This window comes from Streptomyces genisteinicus (assembly GCF_014489615.1).
Lineage (GTDB): Bacteria > Actinomycetota > Actinomycetes > Streptomycetales > Streptomycetaceae > Streptomyces > Streptomyces genisteinicus.
Genome location: NZ_CP060825.1, coordinates 3,602,115 through 3,614,194, shown reverse-complemented (window position 1 = coordinate 3,614,194; position 12,080 = coordinate 3,602,115). Strand labels below are relative to the sequence as shown.

14 protein-coding genes are annotated in these 12,080 nt (G+C 68.9%); 9 read left to right on the top strand and 5 right to left on the bottom strand.

Features of this window, described 5'->3' with window-relative positions; translation table 11 throughout:
• The first annotated feature begins 193 nt into the window (after window positions 1-193).
• The 9 genes from rpmH to IAG43_RS15715 all read left to right on the top strand — a co-directional run bounded on the left by rpmH (window position 194) and on the right by IAG43_RS15715 (window position 7,053).
• Window positions 194-331 (top strand): 50S ribosomal protein L34, encoded by a 138-nt coding sequence (gene rpmH / locus IAG43_RS15755; RefSeq protein WP_018846094.1) that lies wholly within the window; start codon window positions 194-196, stop codon window positions 329-331.
• A gap of 23 nt (window positions 332-354) precedes the next feature.
• Window positions 355-726: a ribonuclease P protein component gene (gene rnpA / locus IAG43_RS15750; protein WP_187741354.1), complete on the top strand. Its 372-nt coding sequence runs from the start codon at window positions 355-357 to the stop codon at window positions 724-726.
• Window positions 723-1,082, top strand: coding sequence for a membrane protein insertion efficiency factor YidD (gene yidD / locus IAG43_RS15745; protein WP_187741353.1), 360 nt, complete (start codon window positions 723-725; stop codon window positions 1,080-1,082). Before rnpA ends, yidD begins: the two co-directional genes overlap by 4 nt.
• 3 nt (window positions 1,083-1,085) lie before the next feature.
• The gene (yidC, locus tag IAG43_RS15740) at window positions 1,086-2,363 is read left to right on the top strand and encodes a membrane protein insertase YidC (RefSeq protein WP_187741352.1); all 1,278 of its coding nucleotides are present in this window, start codon (window positions 1,086-1,088) and stop codon (window positions 2,361-2,363) included.
• A 14-nt stretch (window positions 2,364-2,377) separates the two neighbouring features.
• Window positions 2,378-2,887: a Jag family protein gene (locus IAG43_RS15735; protein ID WP_187741351.1), complete on the top strand. Its 510-nt coding sequence runs from the start codon at window positions 2,378-2,380 to the stop codon at window positions 2,885-2,887.
• 112 nt (window positions 2,888-2,999) lie between these two features.
• Window positions 3,000-3,716 carry a 16S rRNA (guanine(527)-N(7))-methyltransferase RsmG gene (gene rsmG / locus IAG43_RS15730; protein WP_187741350.1) on the top strand — a complete coding sequence of 239 codons (717 nt, stop codon included), beginning with the start codon at window positions 3,000-3,002 and terminating at the stop codon, window positions 3,714-3,716.
• 250 nt (window positions 3,717-3,966) lie between these two features.
• On the top strand, window positions 3,967-5,040 hold the full coding sequence (locus tag IAG43_RS15725; protein ID WP_187741349.1) for an AAA family ATPase: 1,074 nt from the start codon (window positions 3,967-3,969) through the stop codon (window positions 5,038-5,040).
• Window positions 5,037-6,128, top strand: coding sequence for a ParB/RepB/Spo0J family partition protein (locus IAG43_RS15720; protein ID WP_187741348.1), 1,092 nt, complete (start codon window positions 5,037-5,039; stop codon window positions 6,126-6,128). Before IAG43_RS15725 ends, IAG43_RS15720 begins: the two co-directional genes overlap by 4 nt.
• A 307-nt stretch (window positions 6,129-6,435) precedes the next feature.
• On the top strand, window positions 6,436-7,053 hold the full coding sequence (locus IAG43_RS15715; RefSeq protein ID WP_187741347.1) for a GNAT family N-acetyltransferase: 618 nt from the start codon (window positions 6,436-6,438) through the stop codon (window positions 7,051-7,053).
• 79 nt (window positions 7,054-7,132) lie between these two features.
• Here IAG43_RS15715 and trxA read toward each other — a convergent pair whose 3' ends face one another.
• The 5 genes from trxA to IAG43_RS15690 form a co-directional block, all read right to left on the bottom strand.
• Window positions 7,133-7,465 (bottom strand): thioredoxin, encoded by a 333-nt coding sequence (gene trxA / locus IAG43_RS15710; RefSeq protein WP_187741346.1) that lies wholly within the window; start codon window positions 7,463-7,465, stop codon window positions 7,133-7,135.
• 52 nt (window positions 7,466-7,517) lie between these two features.
• Entirely contained in the window at window positions 7,518-8,492 is a 975-nt protein-coding gene (gene trxB, locus IAG43_RS15705) for a thioredoxin-disulfide reductase (RefSeq protein WP_187741345.1), read from the bottom strand.
• A 123-nt stretch (window positions 8,493-8,615) separates the two neighbouring features.
• Window positions 8,616-9,509 (bottom strand): hypothetical protein, encoded by an 894-nt coding sequence (locus IAG43_RS15700; RefSeq protein ID WP_187741344.1) that lies wholly within the window; start codon window positions 9,507-9,509, stop codon window positions 8,616-8,618.
• A complete protein-coding gene (gene sigM / locus IAG43_RS15695; protein ID WP_187741343.1) occupies window positions 9,506-10,210 on the bottom strand; it encodes an RNA polymerase sigma factor SigM in 705 nt (234 codons plus the stop codon). Before sigM ends, IAG43_RS15700 begins: the two co-directional genes overlap by 4 nt.
• 26 nt (window positions 10,211-10,236) lie before the next feature.
• Window positions 10,237-11,967, bottom strand: coding sequence for a protein kinase family protein (locus IAG43_RS15690; RefSeq protein ID WP_187741342.1), 1,731 nt, complete (start codon window positions 11,965-11,967; stop codon window positions 10,237-10,239).
• Window positions 11,968-12,080 lie beyond the last annotated feature (113 nt).

Sequence of the window (12,080 nt, the reverse complement as noted above, 5' to 3'; positions counted from 1 at the left end):
CCGGATGGCGTAGCCGCGCGTACCGTGACCAGGTCGAGTTGTCGATGGCTGCTGCCGCCTGCCTCCGATGGGCAAAGATCACGATCAGTGATCGTGAAGCGGTGCACTCGGGCGTAAACGCGAGCTACTCGTGGGCGCACGGTGACAGCCAGGCGATGTCCCGCCATCTACGAATCATTTCTGGAGCCCCCGAGTGAGCAAGCGCACCTTCCAGCCGAACAACCGTCGTCGCGCGAAGACCCACGGTTTCCGCCTGCGCATGCGTACCCGTGCCGGCCGCGCCATCCTGGCGAACCGCCGCAGCAAGGGTCGCGCCAACCTGTCCGCCTGATCGTCGTCTGAGCAGGTCATGACGTGCTGCCTACCGAGAATCGGCTGAGGCGGCGCGAGGACTTCGCGACTGCGGTACGCCGAGGACGCCGGGCGGGACGCCCGCTCCTCGTCGTCCACCTACGAAGCGGTGCCACGGACCCGCACGCGCCTGGGGAGAGCGCCTCCCCGGCGTGTGCGGGTTTCGTCGTGAGCAAGGCCGTGGGCGGCGCTGTCGTGCGGAACAAGGTCAAGCGGAGACTGCGTCACCTCATGCGCGATCGTCTGTCCGTGCTGGCCCCCGGTAGCCTGGTGGTCGTACGGGCGCTGCCCGGTGCGGGCGACGCCGATCAAGCACAGCTGGCCCGAGACCTGGACGCCGCCCTGCAGCGGTTGCTGGGAGGGGGCGCGCGATGAAGTACCCACTGCTGGCGCTGATCAAGATCTATCAGTGGACGATCAGCCCGCTGCTGGGGCCGGTCTGCAGGTACTACCCGTCGTGTTCCCACTACGGATTCACCGCCATCGACCGGCACGGCGCGGTGAAGGGCACGGCCCTGACCGCCTGGCGGATTCTGCGGTGCAACCCGTGGTCGCCGGGTGGTGTGGATCACGTGCCGCCCCGCAAACGCCCTCGATGGCACGAAATGCTGCGCGATGCCCTGCGCGGCAGCAAGGGCGGGCACTCCGCCGCCGATGTGACTGCCCCGGGATCGGCACACGAACCCCCGAGCCCGGCCGCAGAGACCTCGCCCCATGCTCAAGGAGCCTGATTAGTGGACACGATTGCCAGCATCTTCAGTTTTATCACCACACCTGTCTCGTGGATCATCGTCCAGTTCCACAGTCTGTACGGGGCGATCTTCGGCCCCGACACGGGCTGGGCCTGGGGCCTGTCCATCGTGTCCCTCGTGGTGCTCATCCGGATCTGCCTGATCCCGCTCTTCGTGAAGCAGATCAAGTCGACCCGGAACATGCAGGCGCTCCAGCCCAAGATGAAGGCGATCCAGGAGCGCTACAAGAGCGACCGGCAGCGTCAGTCCGAAGAGATGATGAAGCTGTACAAGGAGACGGGGACCAACCCGCTCTCCTCGTGCCTTCCGATCCTCGCGCAGTCGCCGTTCTTCTTCGCTCTGTACCACGTGCTCAGCAAGATCGCGTCGGGTGACGAGATCGGTGTCCTCAACCAGAGCCTGGTGGACAGCGCCCGTCAGGCGCACATCTTCGGTGCCCCGATCGCCGCGAAGTTCACGGACTCCCCCGAGAAGGTCGAGGCCCTCAACGCCTCCCTGACCGATGTCCGCATCGTCACCGCGATCATGATCGTCCTGATGTCGGCCTCGCAGTTCTTCACCCAGCGCCAGCTGATGCAGAAGAACGTCGACCTCACGGTCAAGACGCCGTACATGCAGCAGCAGAAGATGCTCATGTACATCTTCCCGGTGATCTTCGCGGTCATGGGAATCAACTTCCCCGTCGGTGTCCTCGTCTACTGGCTGACCACCAACGTGTGGACCATGGGCCAGCAGATGTACGTCATCAACCAGAACCCCACGCCCGGCAGCAAGGCCCAGGACCAGTACCTCCAGCGCCTGGTCAAGTCCGTCGTGGCCCACGGCGAGGTCCGCTCGCGCCGCAAGCGCACCATCGTCCAGATGATCGTCGCCAAGAGCACCGCGGACCGCAACGACAACGAGCGCCGCTTCATCACGGGGCTGGCCAAGGCCGGTCTGGCCGCCCAGGCCGACGGCACCGTGATCAAGAGCGCCTCGGCGGCCGCCGAGGCCGAGGGCGGCGGTGCCGCGCAGCGCCGCCAGCAGCCGAAGCGTCAGTCGAAGTCGCAGCGCCAGTCCACGGCCACCGGCAGTGGCACCGGCACGGCCAAGGACTCGGCTTCCGAGACCCCCGCCGAGAAGCCCTCCCTCCAGAAGGGCGGCACCGAGGGGACCCGCTCCAAGGCGACCGGTGGGAAGACCGCCGGCTCCGCCCGCCAGCCCAAGTCCGGTCAGCGCAAGGGCCCGCAGCGCCCGAAGCACCCGTCGTCCAAGAAGTAAGAAGGAGTCCATCCGTGACGGAAGGCACCATCTCCGCCCCCGAGGGTGGCGACACCCTGACCCGGCTCGAGCAGGAAGGCGAGATCGCGGCCGACTACCTCGAGGGTCTGCTGGACATCGCTGATCTCGACGGCGACATCGACATGGATGTCGAGGCGGACCGGGCTGCGGTCTCGATCATCAGCGATGCGGGCACGAAGGACCTCCAGAAGCTCGTGGGCCGGGACGGCGAGGTGCTCGAAGCCCTTCAGGAGCTCACGCGCCTGGCCGTGCACCGGGAGACCGGGGACCGCAGCCGGCTGATGCTCGACATCGCGGGCTTCCGCGCCAACAAGCGCGCCGAACTGGCGGAGCTCGGCGCCAAGGCCGCGAGCGAGGTCAAGTCGACCGGGCAGCCGGTGCAGCTCGACCCGATGACGCCCTTCGAGCGCAAGGTCGTGCACGACGCGGTGGCGGCCGCGGGCCTGCGCAGTGAGTCCGAGGGCGAGGAGCCTCAGCGCTTCGTCGTCGTGCTCCCCGCCTGATCCGCTTGTCCCGTCGGCCCCGTCTGTTCGCAGGCGGGGCCGATCTTTGTCAGCCTGATAGTCAGCCCACCACAGTCCCTATGCGGCAGTGCGGTACGGAAGGACGGTTCCCGTGACGGAGGCAGAGGAGCTTCCTCAGGCGCCCGAGCAGGCGCGGACGGTTTTCGGAGAGTTCTTTCCGGAGGCCGTGAGGTATGCGGAGCTGCTCGCGGATGCGGGGGTGAAGCGAGGGCTGATCGGGCCCCGCGAAGTGCCCCGGCTGTGGGAGCGGCATCTCCTGAACTGCGCCGTCCTCTCGGAGGTCGTTCCCGAGGGCGTGACGGTGTGCGATGTCGGTTCCGGCGCCGGCCTGCCGGGTATTCCGCTGGCCCTGGTTCGCCCGGACCTGAAGATCACGCTTCTCGAACCCCTGCTGCGACGGACCAACTTCCTCCAGGAGGTCGTCGAGCTGCTGGGCCTCGATCATGTGACGGTGGTCCGCGGCCGTGCCGAGGAGATGCTCGGCAAGGTGCCTCCGGTCCATGTGGTGACCGCCCGGGCGGTCGCCCCGCTGGATCGTCTGGCCGGATGGGGCGTTCCGCTGCTCCGTCCCTACGGGGAGATGCTCGCGCTCAAGGGGGACACCGCCGAGGAGGAGATCCAGGGCGCACGCGCCGCTCTGAGCAAGCTCGGTGTGGTGGGGACGTCCGTCCTCCAGGTGGGTGAGGGGATCGTCGACCCGTTGTCCACCGTGGTGCGTGTGGAGGTGGGGGAGAGCCCCGGCGGGGTGAGGTTCGCCGCCAAGCGGGCCAAGGCCGCACGGACGAGCCGCACCCGGCGCCGCAGGTGAGCCGCATCGTGCGCTGAGCCATACAAGCTTCCATAGGTACACATTTCGGAGTGTCGCCCCGGCCCGGTCATGCGGCGCGTGCATCGTGTTTCACGTGAAACGTCGCTCACTGCTGCAGGGAATCATCAGCCGCGGCCGTGCTGCCGCCCCGATGAAGGGCCGTAAGCCCCTCGTGCGGGCTACGGAGTTGTCCACAGAGGTGGATTCCTCCACAGAACCACGGGCCTCGCTGGTTCCCGACCCCGAAACCATGGCACGCTCTGTTCATTGCGAGCCTGAAGTCGAGGAGAGTGAATCCTTGCGGTCCGACGCCAACATCGCGGGACCGATGACCGATCCGGTCCCCGGTCCCCGTACCGAGTTCACGGCGGAGGATGTTTCACGTGAAACACCGCCGCCCATGGACGACACCCCCATCGGCCGTGCTGCTCAGCTGGCCGTGGAGGCGCTGGGGCGTGCCGGTGAGGGGCTGCCCCGGCCCGAGCACACGCGCATCATGGTCGTCGCCAACCAGAAGGGCGGCGTGGGGAAGACCACGACCACGGTCAACCTCGCCGCCTCACTCGCTCTGCACGGCGCACGCGTCCTGGTCGTGGACCTGGACCCGCAAGGCAACGCCTCCACCGCGCTGGGCATCGATCACCATGCGGAGGTCCCCTCGATCTACGACGTCCTGGTGGACAGCCGGCCCCTCTCCGAGGTGGTCCAGCCGGTCCCCGACGTCGAAGGTCTCTTCTGCGCCCCCGCCACCATCGATCTCGCCGGTGCGGAGATCGAGCTGGTGTCGCTGGTCGCGCGGGAGAGCAGGCTTCAGCGTGCGATCCAGGCGTACGAGCAGCCCCTGGACTACATCCTCATCGACTGTCCGCCGTCGCTGGGGCTGCTCACGGTCAACGCACTCGTCGCGGGCGCCGAGGTGCTCATCCCCATCCAGTGCGAGTACTACGCCCTGGAGGGTCTCGGCCAGCTGCTGCGCAATGTGGACCTGGTGCGCGGTCATCTGAACCCGTCACTCCATGTCTCGACGATCCTCCTCACCATGTACGACGGCAGGACCCGGCTCGCCTCCCAGGTGGCCGAGGAGGTGCGCAGCCACTTCGGCGAAGAGGTGCTGCGGACCAGCATTCCGCGCTCGGTGCGTATCTCGGAGGCGCCGAGCTACGGACAGACGGTTCTGACGTACGATCCGGGTTCGAGTGGTTCCCTGTCGTACCTCGAAGCCGCACGTGAGATCGCCCTGCGCGGCGTGGGTGTCCGGTACGACCCGCAGCATGCCCACGCGGCTCAGAACCATCAGCAGAACATGTCGGAGGGGATCCAGTGAGCGAGCGACGTAGAGGACTGGGGCGTGGGCTCGGTGCACTGATCCCGGCGGCCCCCCAGGAGAAGCAGCCCGTCCCGTCGACGGGGACCTCGTCGCCCGCCGCGTCCTCGGTGCTGACGACGGACCGTGGGGTGGCCGCTGCCAAGGTGACCACGCTTCCCGCTGCCGCCGCGTCACCGGAAGTGGCTGCCGCCTCCGCTGAGCAGTCCCCCTCCGGTGCGGCGGAGCCCGCCGGCGCTCACTTCGCCGAGCTTCCGCTCGACTCGATCAGGCCCAACCCGCGGCAGCCCCGAGAGGTCTTCGACGAGGACGCCCTGGCCGAGCTGATCACCTCCATCAAGGAGGTGGGCCTTCTCCAGCCGGTCGTGGTCCGGCAGCTGGGGCCGGACCGGTACGAGCTCATCATGGGTGAGCGGCGCTGGCGGGCCTGTCGCGAGGCGGGCCTGGAGCGGATCCCCGCCATCGTCCGGCACACCGATGACGAGAAGCTTCTGCTGGACGCCCTCCTGGAGAACCTGCACCGGGCCCAGCTGAACCCTCTGGAAGAGGCGGCCGCCTACGACCAGCTGCTCAAGGACTTCAACTGCACGCACGACCAGCTGGCCGACAGGATCGGGCGCTCCCGCCCGCAGGTGTCCAACACCTTGCGGCTGCTGAAGCTCTCCCCGCCGGTCCAGCGTCGTGTGGCTGCGGGGGTCCTCTCTGCCGGGCACGCTCGGGCGCTTCTCTCCGTGGACGACACGGAGGAGCAGGACCGGCTGGCCCACCGCATCGTCGCCGAGGGCCTGTCCGTGCGGGCGGTCGAGGAGATCGTCACCCTGCTCAACTCGGACCCGAAGGGGGCGCCGCGGCCCAAGGGGCCTCGTGCGGGTGCACGGCTCTCCCCGGCGCTCAGTGATCTCGCCTCCCGTCTCTCGGACCGGTTCGAGACCAGGGTGAAGGTCGACCTCGGTCAGAAGAAGGGCAAGATCGTCGTCGAGTTCGCGTCGATGGAGGATCTCGAGAGGATCCTCGGCACCCTCGCTCCCGGCGAGGGAAGGGTTCTGGACAACGGCCCGGGGGACGCGCAGGCGGACGACGACAGCTGAGGTCCCTGCCCACCGGGCACCGAGGGCGGGTTGTGTTCCTTCACGGGAACACAACCCGCCCTTTGCCGTTGTGCGGTACCCGGTGTCGGGGCTGGGTGGTTACGATGCGTTCTGGTATGACGCATCCACTGTGGGGGCATCTCGAAGAGAGGGCGGGGGCCATGCGCGGGATGAGCCGCAGCCGACTGGTGACAGCGGGCCTGGGAGCGGGCGTGGTCGGCGGATTCGTCAGCAGCCTGCTGCGCGAGAGGAGCGCGCTGGCTGCCGCGCGTGGCGCGGCACGTCAGGGAAGTGAGGAACCGCCTTCATGGGGCGTCGGCTCGTACCACTCACGCTGGACAACCTTTCGGACCTTCCCCAGCGCTGTCGCTCGTGCGTCTTCTGGGAGCTTGATCCGGTCAGCGGGGAAGCCGCGGTAAGGGCGGGCACTCCGCAGGCGGAGAAGGAGGCGTGGATCTCCGCCGTCCTTCTCGACTGGGGTTCGTGCGGTCGCGTGGTGTACGTCGACGATGTGCCTGTGGGCTTTGTTCTCTATGCGCCGCCTGCTTATGTACCGCGGTCCCTCGCCTTTCCCACCAGCCCCGTCGCGGCGGATGCCGTCCAGTTGATGACGGCATGGGTGATGCCCGGCTACCAGGGGCAGGGGCTGGGGAGAGTGATCGTGCAGACGGTCGCCAAGGATCTGCTGCGCCGGGGCTTCCGTGCCATCGAAGCCTTCGGCGACGCCCGGTGGAAGGAGCCGGCCTGTGTCCTTCCCGTGGACCATCTCCTTGCGGTCGGCTTCAAGACGGTGCGCCCCCACCCACGGCACCCGCGGCTGAGACTGGAACTCAGAACCACGCTGTCCTGGAAGGAAGATGTGGAGCTGGCCCTGGACCGTCTGCTCGGTGCGGTGCACAAGGAACCCGTGCTGCGGCCGCTGTGAGCGGCGCTGTCGCAGATGTGCGAAGGGCCCACCCCAGGGGGTGGGCCCTCCATGTTTCACGTGAAACAGCGATCGTCCGTCACTCGCCGAGGAACGGCTCCAGGTCGCGCACGATCGCGGCCTTCGGCTTGGCGCCGACGATGGTCTTGGCGACCTCGCCGTTCTGGTAGACGTTCAGCGTCGGGATCGACATCACACCGTACTTGGCGGCGATGGTCGGGTTCTCGTCGATGTTGAGCTTCACGACCTCGATCTTGTCGCCGTGCTCGGCCGCGATGGCTTCGAGCGAGGGCGCGATCTGACGGCACGGTCCGCACCAGGCGGCCCAGAAGTCCACCAGCACGGGCTTGTCGCTCTTGAGGACGTCCTCTTCGAAGGAGCTGTCGGTCACGTTCTTCAGGGCGCCGGCCACGGCGACCTCCTTCACTTCTTCTCTGCGGGGGTGGGAGGAAAGCGTTCGGATCTCAGACGGCGGGCGTCTTCTCGGGCTCGGCGGTCGCCTCGCTGTCCGAGAGCGCGGCGAGGAAGCGCTCGGCGTCCAGGGCGGCGGAGCAGCCGGTGCCGGCAGCGGTGATCGCCTGACGGTAGGTGTGGTCCACCACGTCACCCGCGCCGAAGACGCCGCTGAGGTTGGTCCGCGTCGACGGGGCGTCCACCTTCAGGTAGCCCTCGTCGTCGAGCTCCAGCTGGCCCTTGAACAGCTCGGTGCGCGGGTCGTGGCCCACGGCGATGAACAGACCCGTGACGGCGAGCTCCGACGTGGCACCGGTCTTGGTGTTGCGCAGCGTCAGGCCCGAGAGCTTCTGATCGCCGTGGATCTCCGCCACCTCGCTGTCCCAGGCGAAGGAGATCTTCGGGTCGGCGAAGGCGCGGTCCTGCATGGCCTTGGAGGCCCGCAGGGTGTCCCGGCGGTGGACGATGGTGACCGACTTGGCGAAGCGCGAGAGGAAGGTCGCCTCCTCCATCGCGGTGTCGCCACCGCCGATCACGGCGATGTCCTGGTCCTTGAAGAAGAAGCCGTCGCAGGTGGCGCACCAGGAGACACCGCGCCCGGAGAGAGTGTCCTCGTTCGGCAGGCCGAGCTTGCGGTGCTGCGATCCGGTGGTGACGATGACGGCCTTGGCGCGGTGCACGGTGCCGGCGGTGTCCGTGACGGTCTTGACCGTCCCCGTGAGATCCACGGCCACGACGTCGTCCGGCACCAGTTCGGCGCCGAAGCGCTCCGCCTGGGCGCGCATGTTGTCCATCAGGTCCGGGCCCATGATGCCGTCGCGGAAACCGGGGAAGTTCTCCACATCGGTCGTGTTCATCAGTGCGCCACCGGCGGTGACGGCGCCCTCGAACACCAGCGGCTTCAGGGAAGCGCGCGCGGTGTAGAGGGCAGCCGTGTAGCCCGCGGGCCCGGAGCCGATGATGATCACGTTACGAACGTCGCTCACGGGTTTCTTCCTCGTCTCTGGGGACTGCCTACTGCCTACGGGGCTGCTTCATCGCTCTCACCCCACCCAACGGATCCTAAGGGGCGTGCATTCCCGCGGATGCACAGCGGCGCAGGCGGCCTCTCAGCCGCGGGGGTACGTCCTGGTGAGAAGCAGGTCCCCGGACGGCGTGGAGGCGCTCACGCAGGAGGCGTCGACCACGTAGGCCTGGATCCGGGTGGCGTCCGTGGGGTGGGGCAGCACCACGAGGTAGGCGTCCGTCCCGGCGTACCGGCCCTCCTCGAACGCGAGGGGCGGCTCGGTGCGGCCGGTGCCGCGCTGTACGCAGGGCGGGACGGCTGTCATGGGCGAACTCTTCGGGGAGATGGCCGGCCCGTCCGCCTCGGCAGAGGGAGCCTTCTCGATCCGCGGCTCCGCCGAGGCGGTCCCCGCGGACAGCAGGGTGTGCACGCGGTCCTGAACCGGTACACCGGAGAACTCCCCCGAGTCCTCGGACGTGGCGCTGACGGAGGTGTCTGCGCCGGAGTCGGCCGTCATCTGGCCACCGGACTGGAACAGCACGACGCTCAGGCCGACAGCGGCCGCGCTCAGCACAGCTCCCAGCACCGCCGTCCTGCGGCGGGTACGACGGCTGCGGCCGGGACCGGTGGCGGCGCGGGAGTGACCGGCCGGCCGGCGCGCGGAGGGATTCGGCGCCGTGGGAGGCACGGGCGTCTCCGTTGATGTTTCACGTGAAACATCGACGGAGGATTCCGGTGCCGTGGCGCTCAGCAGAACCTCCGCCGCCAGGGCGGCGTCGATACGGCCGGCGACGTCGGCGGGCATGCGGCTGCCGCCGGGAAGCGTCCCCAGCAGACCCCGGATCTCCTCCAGCGAGGTATGCACGTCGGAACAGAGAGCGCAGCCGTCGAGGTGCCGCCGGAGCTCCGTGGCACGGGACGGTGGCAGAAGACCTTCCGTGAGGTCGGAGATCTCCGAGACATCGGGGTGCTGATCCGCGTCGGTCGAGGAAGTCACGCGCGCCCACCTCCACCTTTCACCGCAGCCGGTCCGTTCGGTCCCGGCTTTTTCGCTCCCGACTCCGGTGGGACGGATGCCCCTGCCGTCCGGTTCCTTCCCCCGTTGTCCCCGGGGCTATCCGCGTCCTCCGCTCTCAGATGGCTGACCATGGGCAGCAGGCGGGCCCGGCCCCGGGCGCAGCGGCTCTTGACCGTTCCGGTCGGGACATCGAGGATCCGGGCGGCCTCGGCGACGGGGTATCCCTGCATGTCGACCAGGACCAGTGCCGCCCGCTGTTCCGCGGGGAGGCGGGCCAGTGCGGCGATCAGTTCCCGGTGGAGATCCCCGCGCTCCGCCGGCGCCTCGGCCGACTCATGAGGCTCCAGCAGCTGTTCCAGGCGTTCGGTGTCGTCGACGGGAGAGGTCCTGCGGGAGGCGGCCTTACGCACCCGGTCGAGACAGGCGTTCACCGTGATGCGGTGCAGCCAGGTGGTGACGGCGGACTGGCCGCGGAACCCTGCCGCGGCCCGGAAGGCGGAGACGAGGGCGTCCTGGACCGCGTCGGCTGCCTCCTCCCTGTCTCCCAGGGTGCGCAGGGCCACCGCCCACAGCCGGTCGCGATGCCGGCGCACGAGCTCACCGAAGGCTTCCGGGCTCCCCGCGACATGGAGAGCCAGGAGATCCTGGTCGCTCCGGTCGCGGAGTGTCTCGTCGTTCAACGGTGAGCCCCCTCCCCTCTGCTCCGTCAGCCGGTGAAGGAGACGTCCGTGATCCCCTGCTTGTAGCCGGAATCGCTGAACCCGTCCTGCGGGGAGTGCGGCATCGCCGTCATCCACAGGAGCACATAGCGGCTCGTGGTCCCGTCCGTTCCGGCCTTGGCCTTCAGATCGAGTGAGGATCCACTGGTCCGGCCCGTGGCGATCTGCTTCATGGAACCGACGGGGCCGGACGGAGACAGGGAATCAGCGGCATAGAGGCTGATCGTGGTGTGCTCGCCGCCGTAGCGCAACGCTATGGATGAACCCGTGACGGTTTTCTCACTGCCGAGGTCGTAGACGATGCCGACTCCCTGCTTCACCGACGGGGCGAACTCGGGTCCGTCGAAGTACGACTTGGTCCGCCAGTAGCTGGCGGGGTCGCTGTCGTAGGTGGCGCCCACGTTGGCCGCGTTCTGCGGGGAACCGTCCGGGGCGTACTCCTGGGCGGCCTGGACCTTCAGAGGGGTCGGTGCGGCCGGCTTGTCGTTCTCGCCGTCCGTGGTCGACGTCTCGGAGGACGGCGTCTCCTGGCCCCTCTTGCCGTCGAGCAGCTTGTCGGCGACCTGCCAGCTGCCCAGGCCCAGGGCGGCGATCAGCAGAGCCGAGACCGTCCACTTGAGCGCCCTGCCGGTACGGCTCTCGAGCGGCGCGGGGGGCACCGGAGCCGGCTGGGTGACCCCGGCGCCGGGTCCGGCCGGCGGACGCCCGTAGCTGCCCTGCTGGTACGTGGTGCGCTGGTAGTCGGGCGGCGCCGCGAAGGTCGGCTCCGGTGGCCGGATACGGGGCATCGCCGCGACCGCCTTCGCCAGTTCGTCCGGCGTGGTGCACGCCGGCTCCTGGCGGGACGCGGTCGCGCCGTCGTTGACGAGTGCCCGCATCGCGAGTTCGGAGAGCCCGCGATGCACACCCGCCCGGACCTGGTCGGGCGCGACGAGACCGACGCCCTTGGGCAGGCCGGTCAGCCCGTAGGCGTCGTTCTCGTACGGCCAGCGCTGGGTGAGCGCGGCGTAGAGCAGTGCGCCGATCGCCTCGGTGTCGGTGCGCTGCGGGCGCTCGGCGGAGATGCCGCGAAGGGCCGCGTTCACCGCGAGGCCGCGGATGCGGTACTGGCCGGTCGACGTGCGCAGCACGGCGCCGGGGGTCAGCCGGAGGTGGGCGAGCCCTTCACGGTGGGCCGCGGCCATCGCCAGGGCCATCTGCTCGACGAGCTGGTAGGCCTCATGGGGTTCGAGGGGGCCGGCCGCCAGCAGGGTCGTCAGTTCGACGGCGTCCGGAAGCCATTCGTGGACGACGTAGACGAGCTCGTTCTCCTCGACGGCATCCAGGACCTGGACGAACCGGGGGTCGCCGAGCAGTGCGGAGGAACGCGCGGCGGCCAGGACGGATCGCGCACGCGGGTGGTCCGCGGGCAGCAGATGCACGCCGACGGCTCGACGCAGCTTCTCGTCGACGGCACGCCAACTGCTGAAACCGTCCAGACGGGTGACGCATTCTTCGAGCCGGTAGCGTCTGGCGAGCTTGTGGCCACTGTGCAGTTCGGGCGCCGCGACAGCGGGTTCGGTCTCCTTCGCCCCGCCGTCCGTTTCCGGCGCGGTCGTCTCCGGAGTCTTCTGGGTCTCAGCCGCCCCGTCGGTCGTGGCCTCGCGCGTCTGCGCTGTCAGCGGTTCGTCCCCGCTGTTGCCCGCCACGTCGACGGCAGCCGTGCTACGTTCCGCCACCGTCGTTCCTGCCTCCCCATCCATTGCGCCGTACTCACACGCCATGCCAATTGTGCCCACAGTCGGACGCTATGCACGACACACGGCGTCCGACGATGGTTGTGCCAGGACCG

Bases quoted from the DNA above. Each gene is read 5' to 3' on its own strand.
- yidD (WP_187741353.1), top strand. From the start codon at position 723: ATGAAGTACCCACTGCTGGCGCTGATCAAGATCTATCAGTGGACGATC.
- IAG43_RS15725 (WP_187741349.1), top strand. From the start codon at position 3,967: ATGGCACGCTCTGTTCATTGCGAGCCTGAAGTCGAGGAGAGTGAATCC.
- IAG43_RS15715 (WP_187741347.1), top strand. From the start codon at position 6,436: ATGGGGCGTCGGCTCGTACCACTCACGCTGGACAACCTTTCGGACCTT.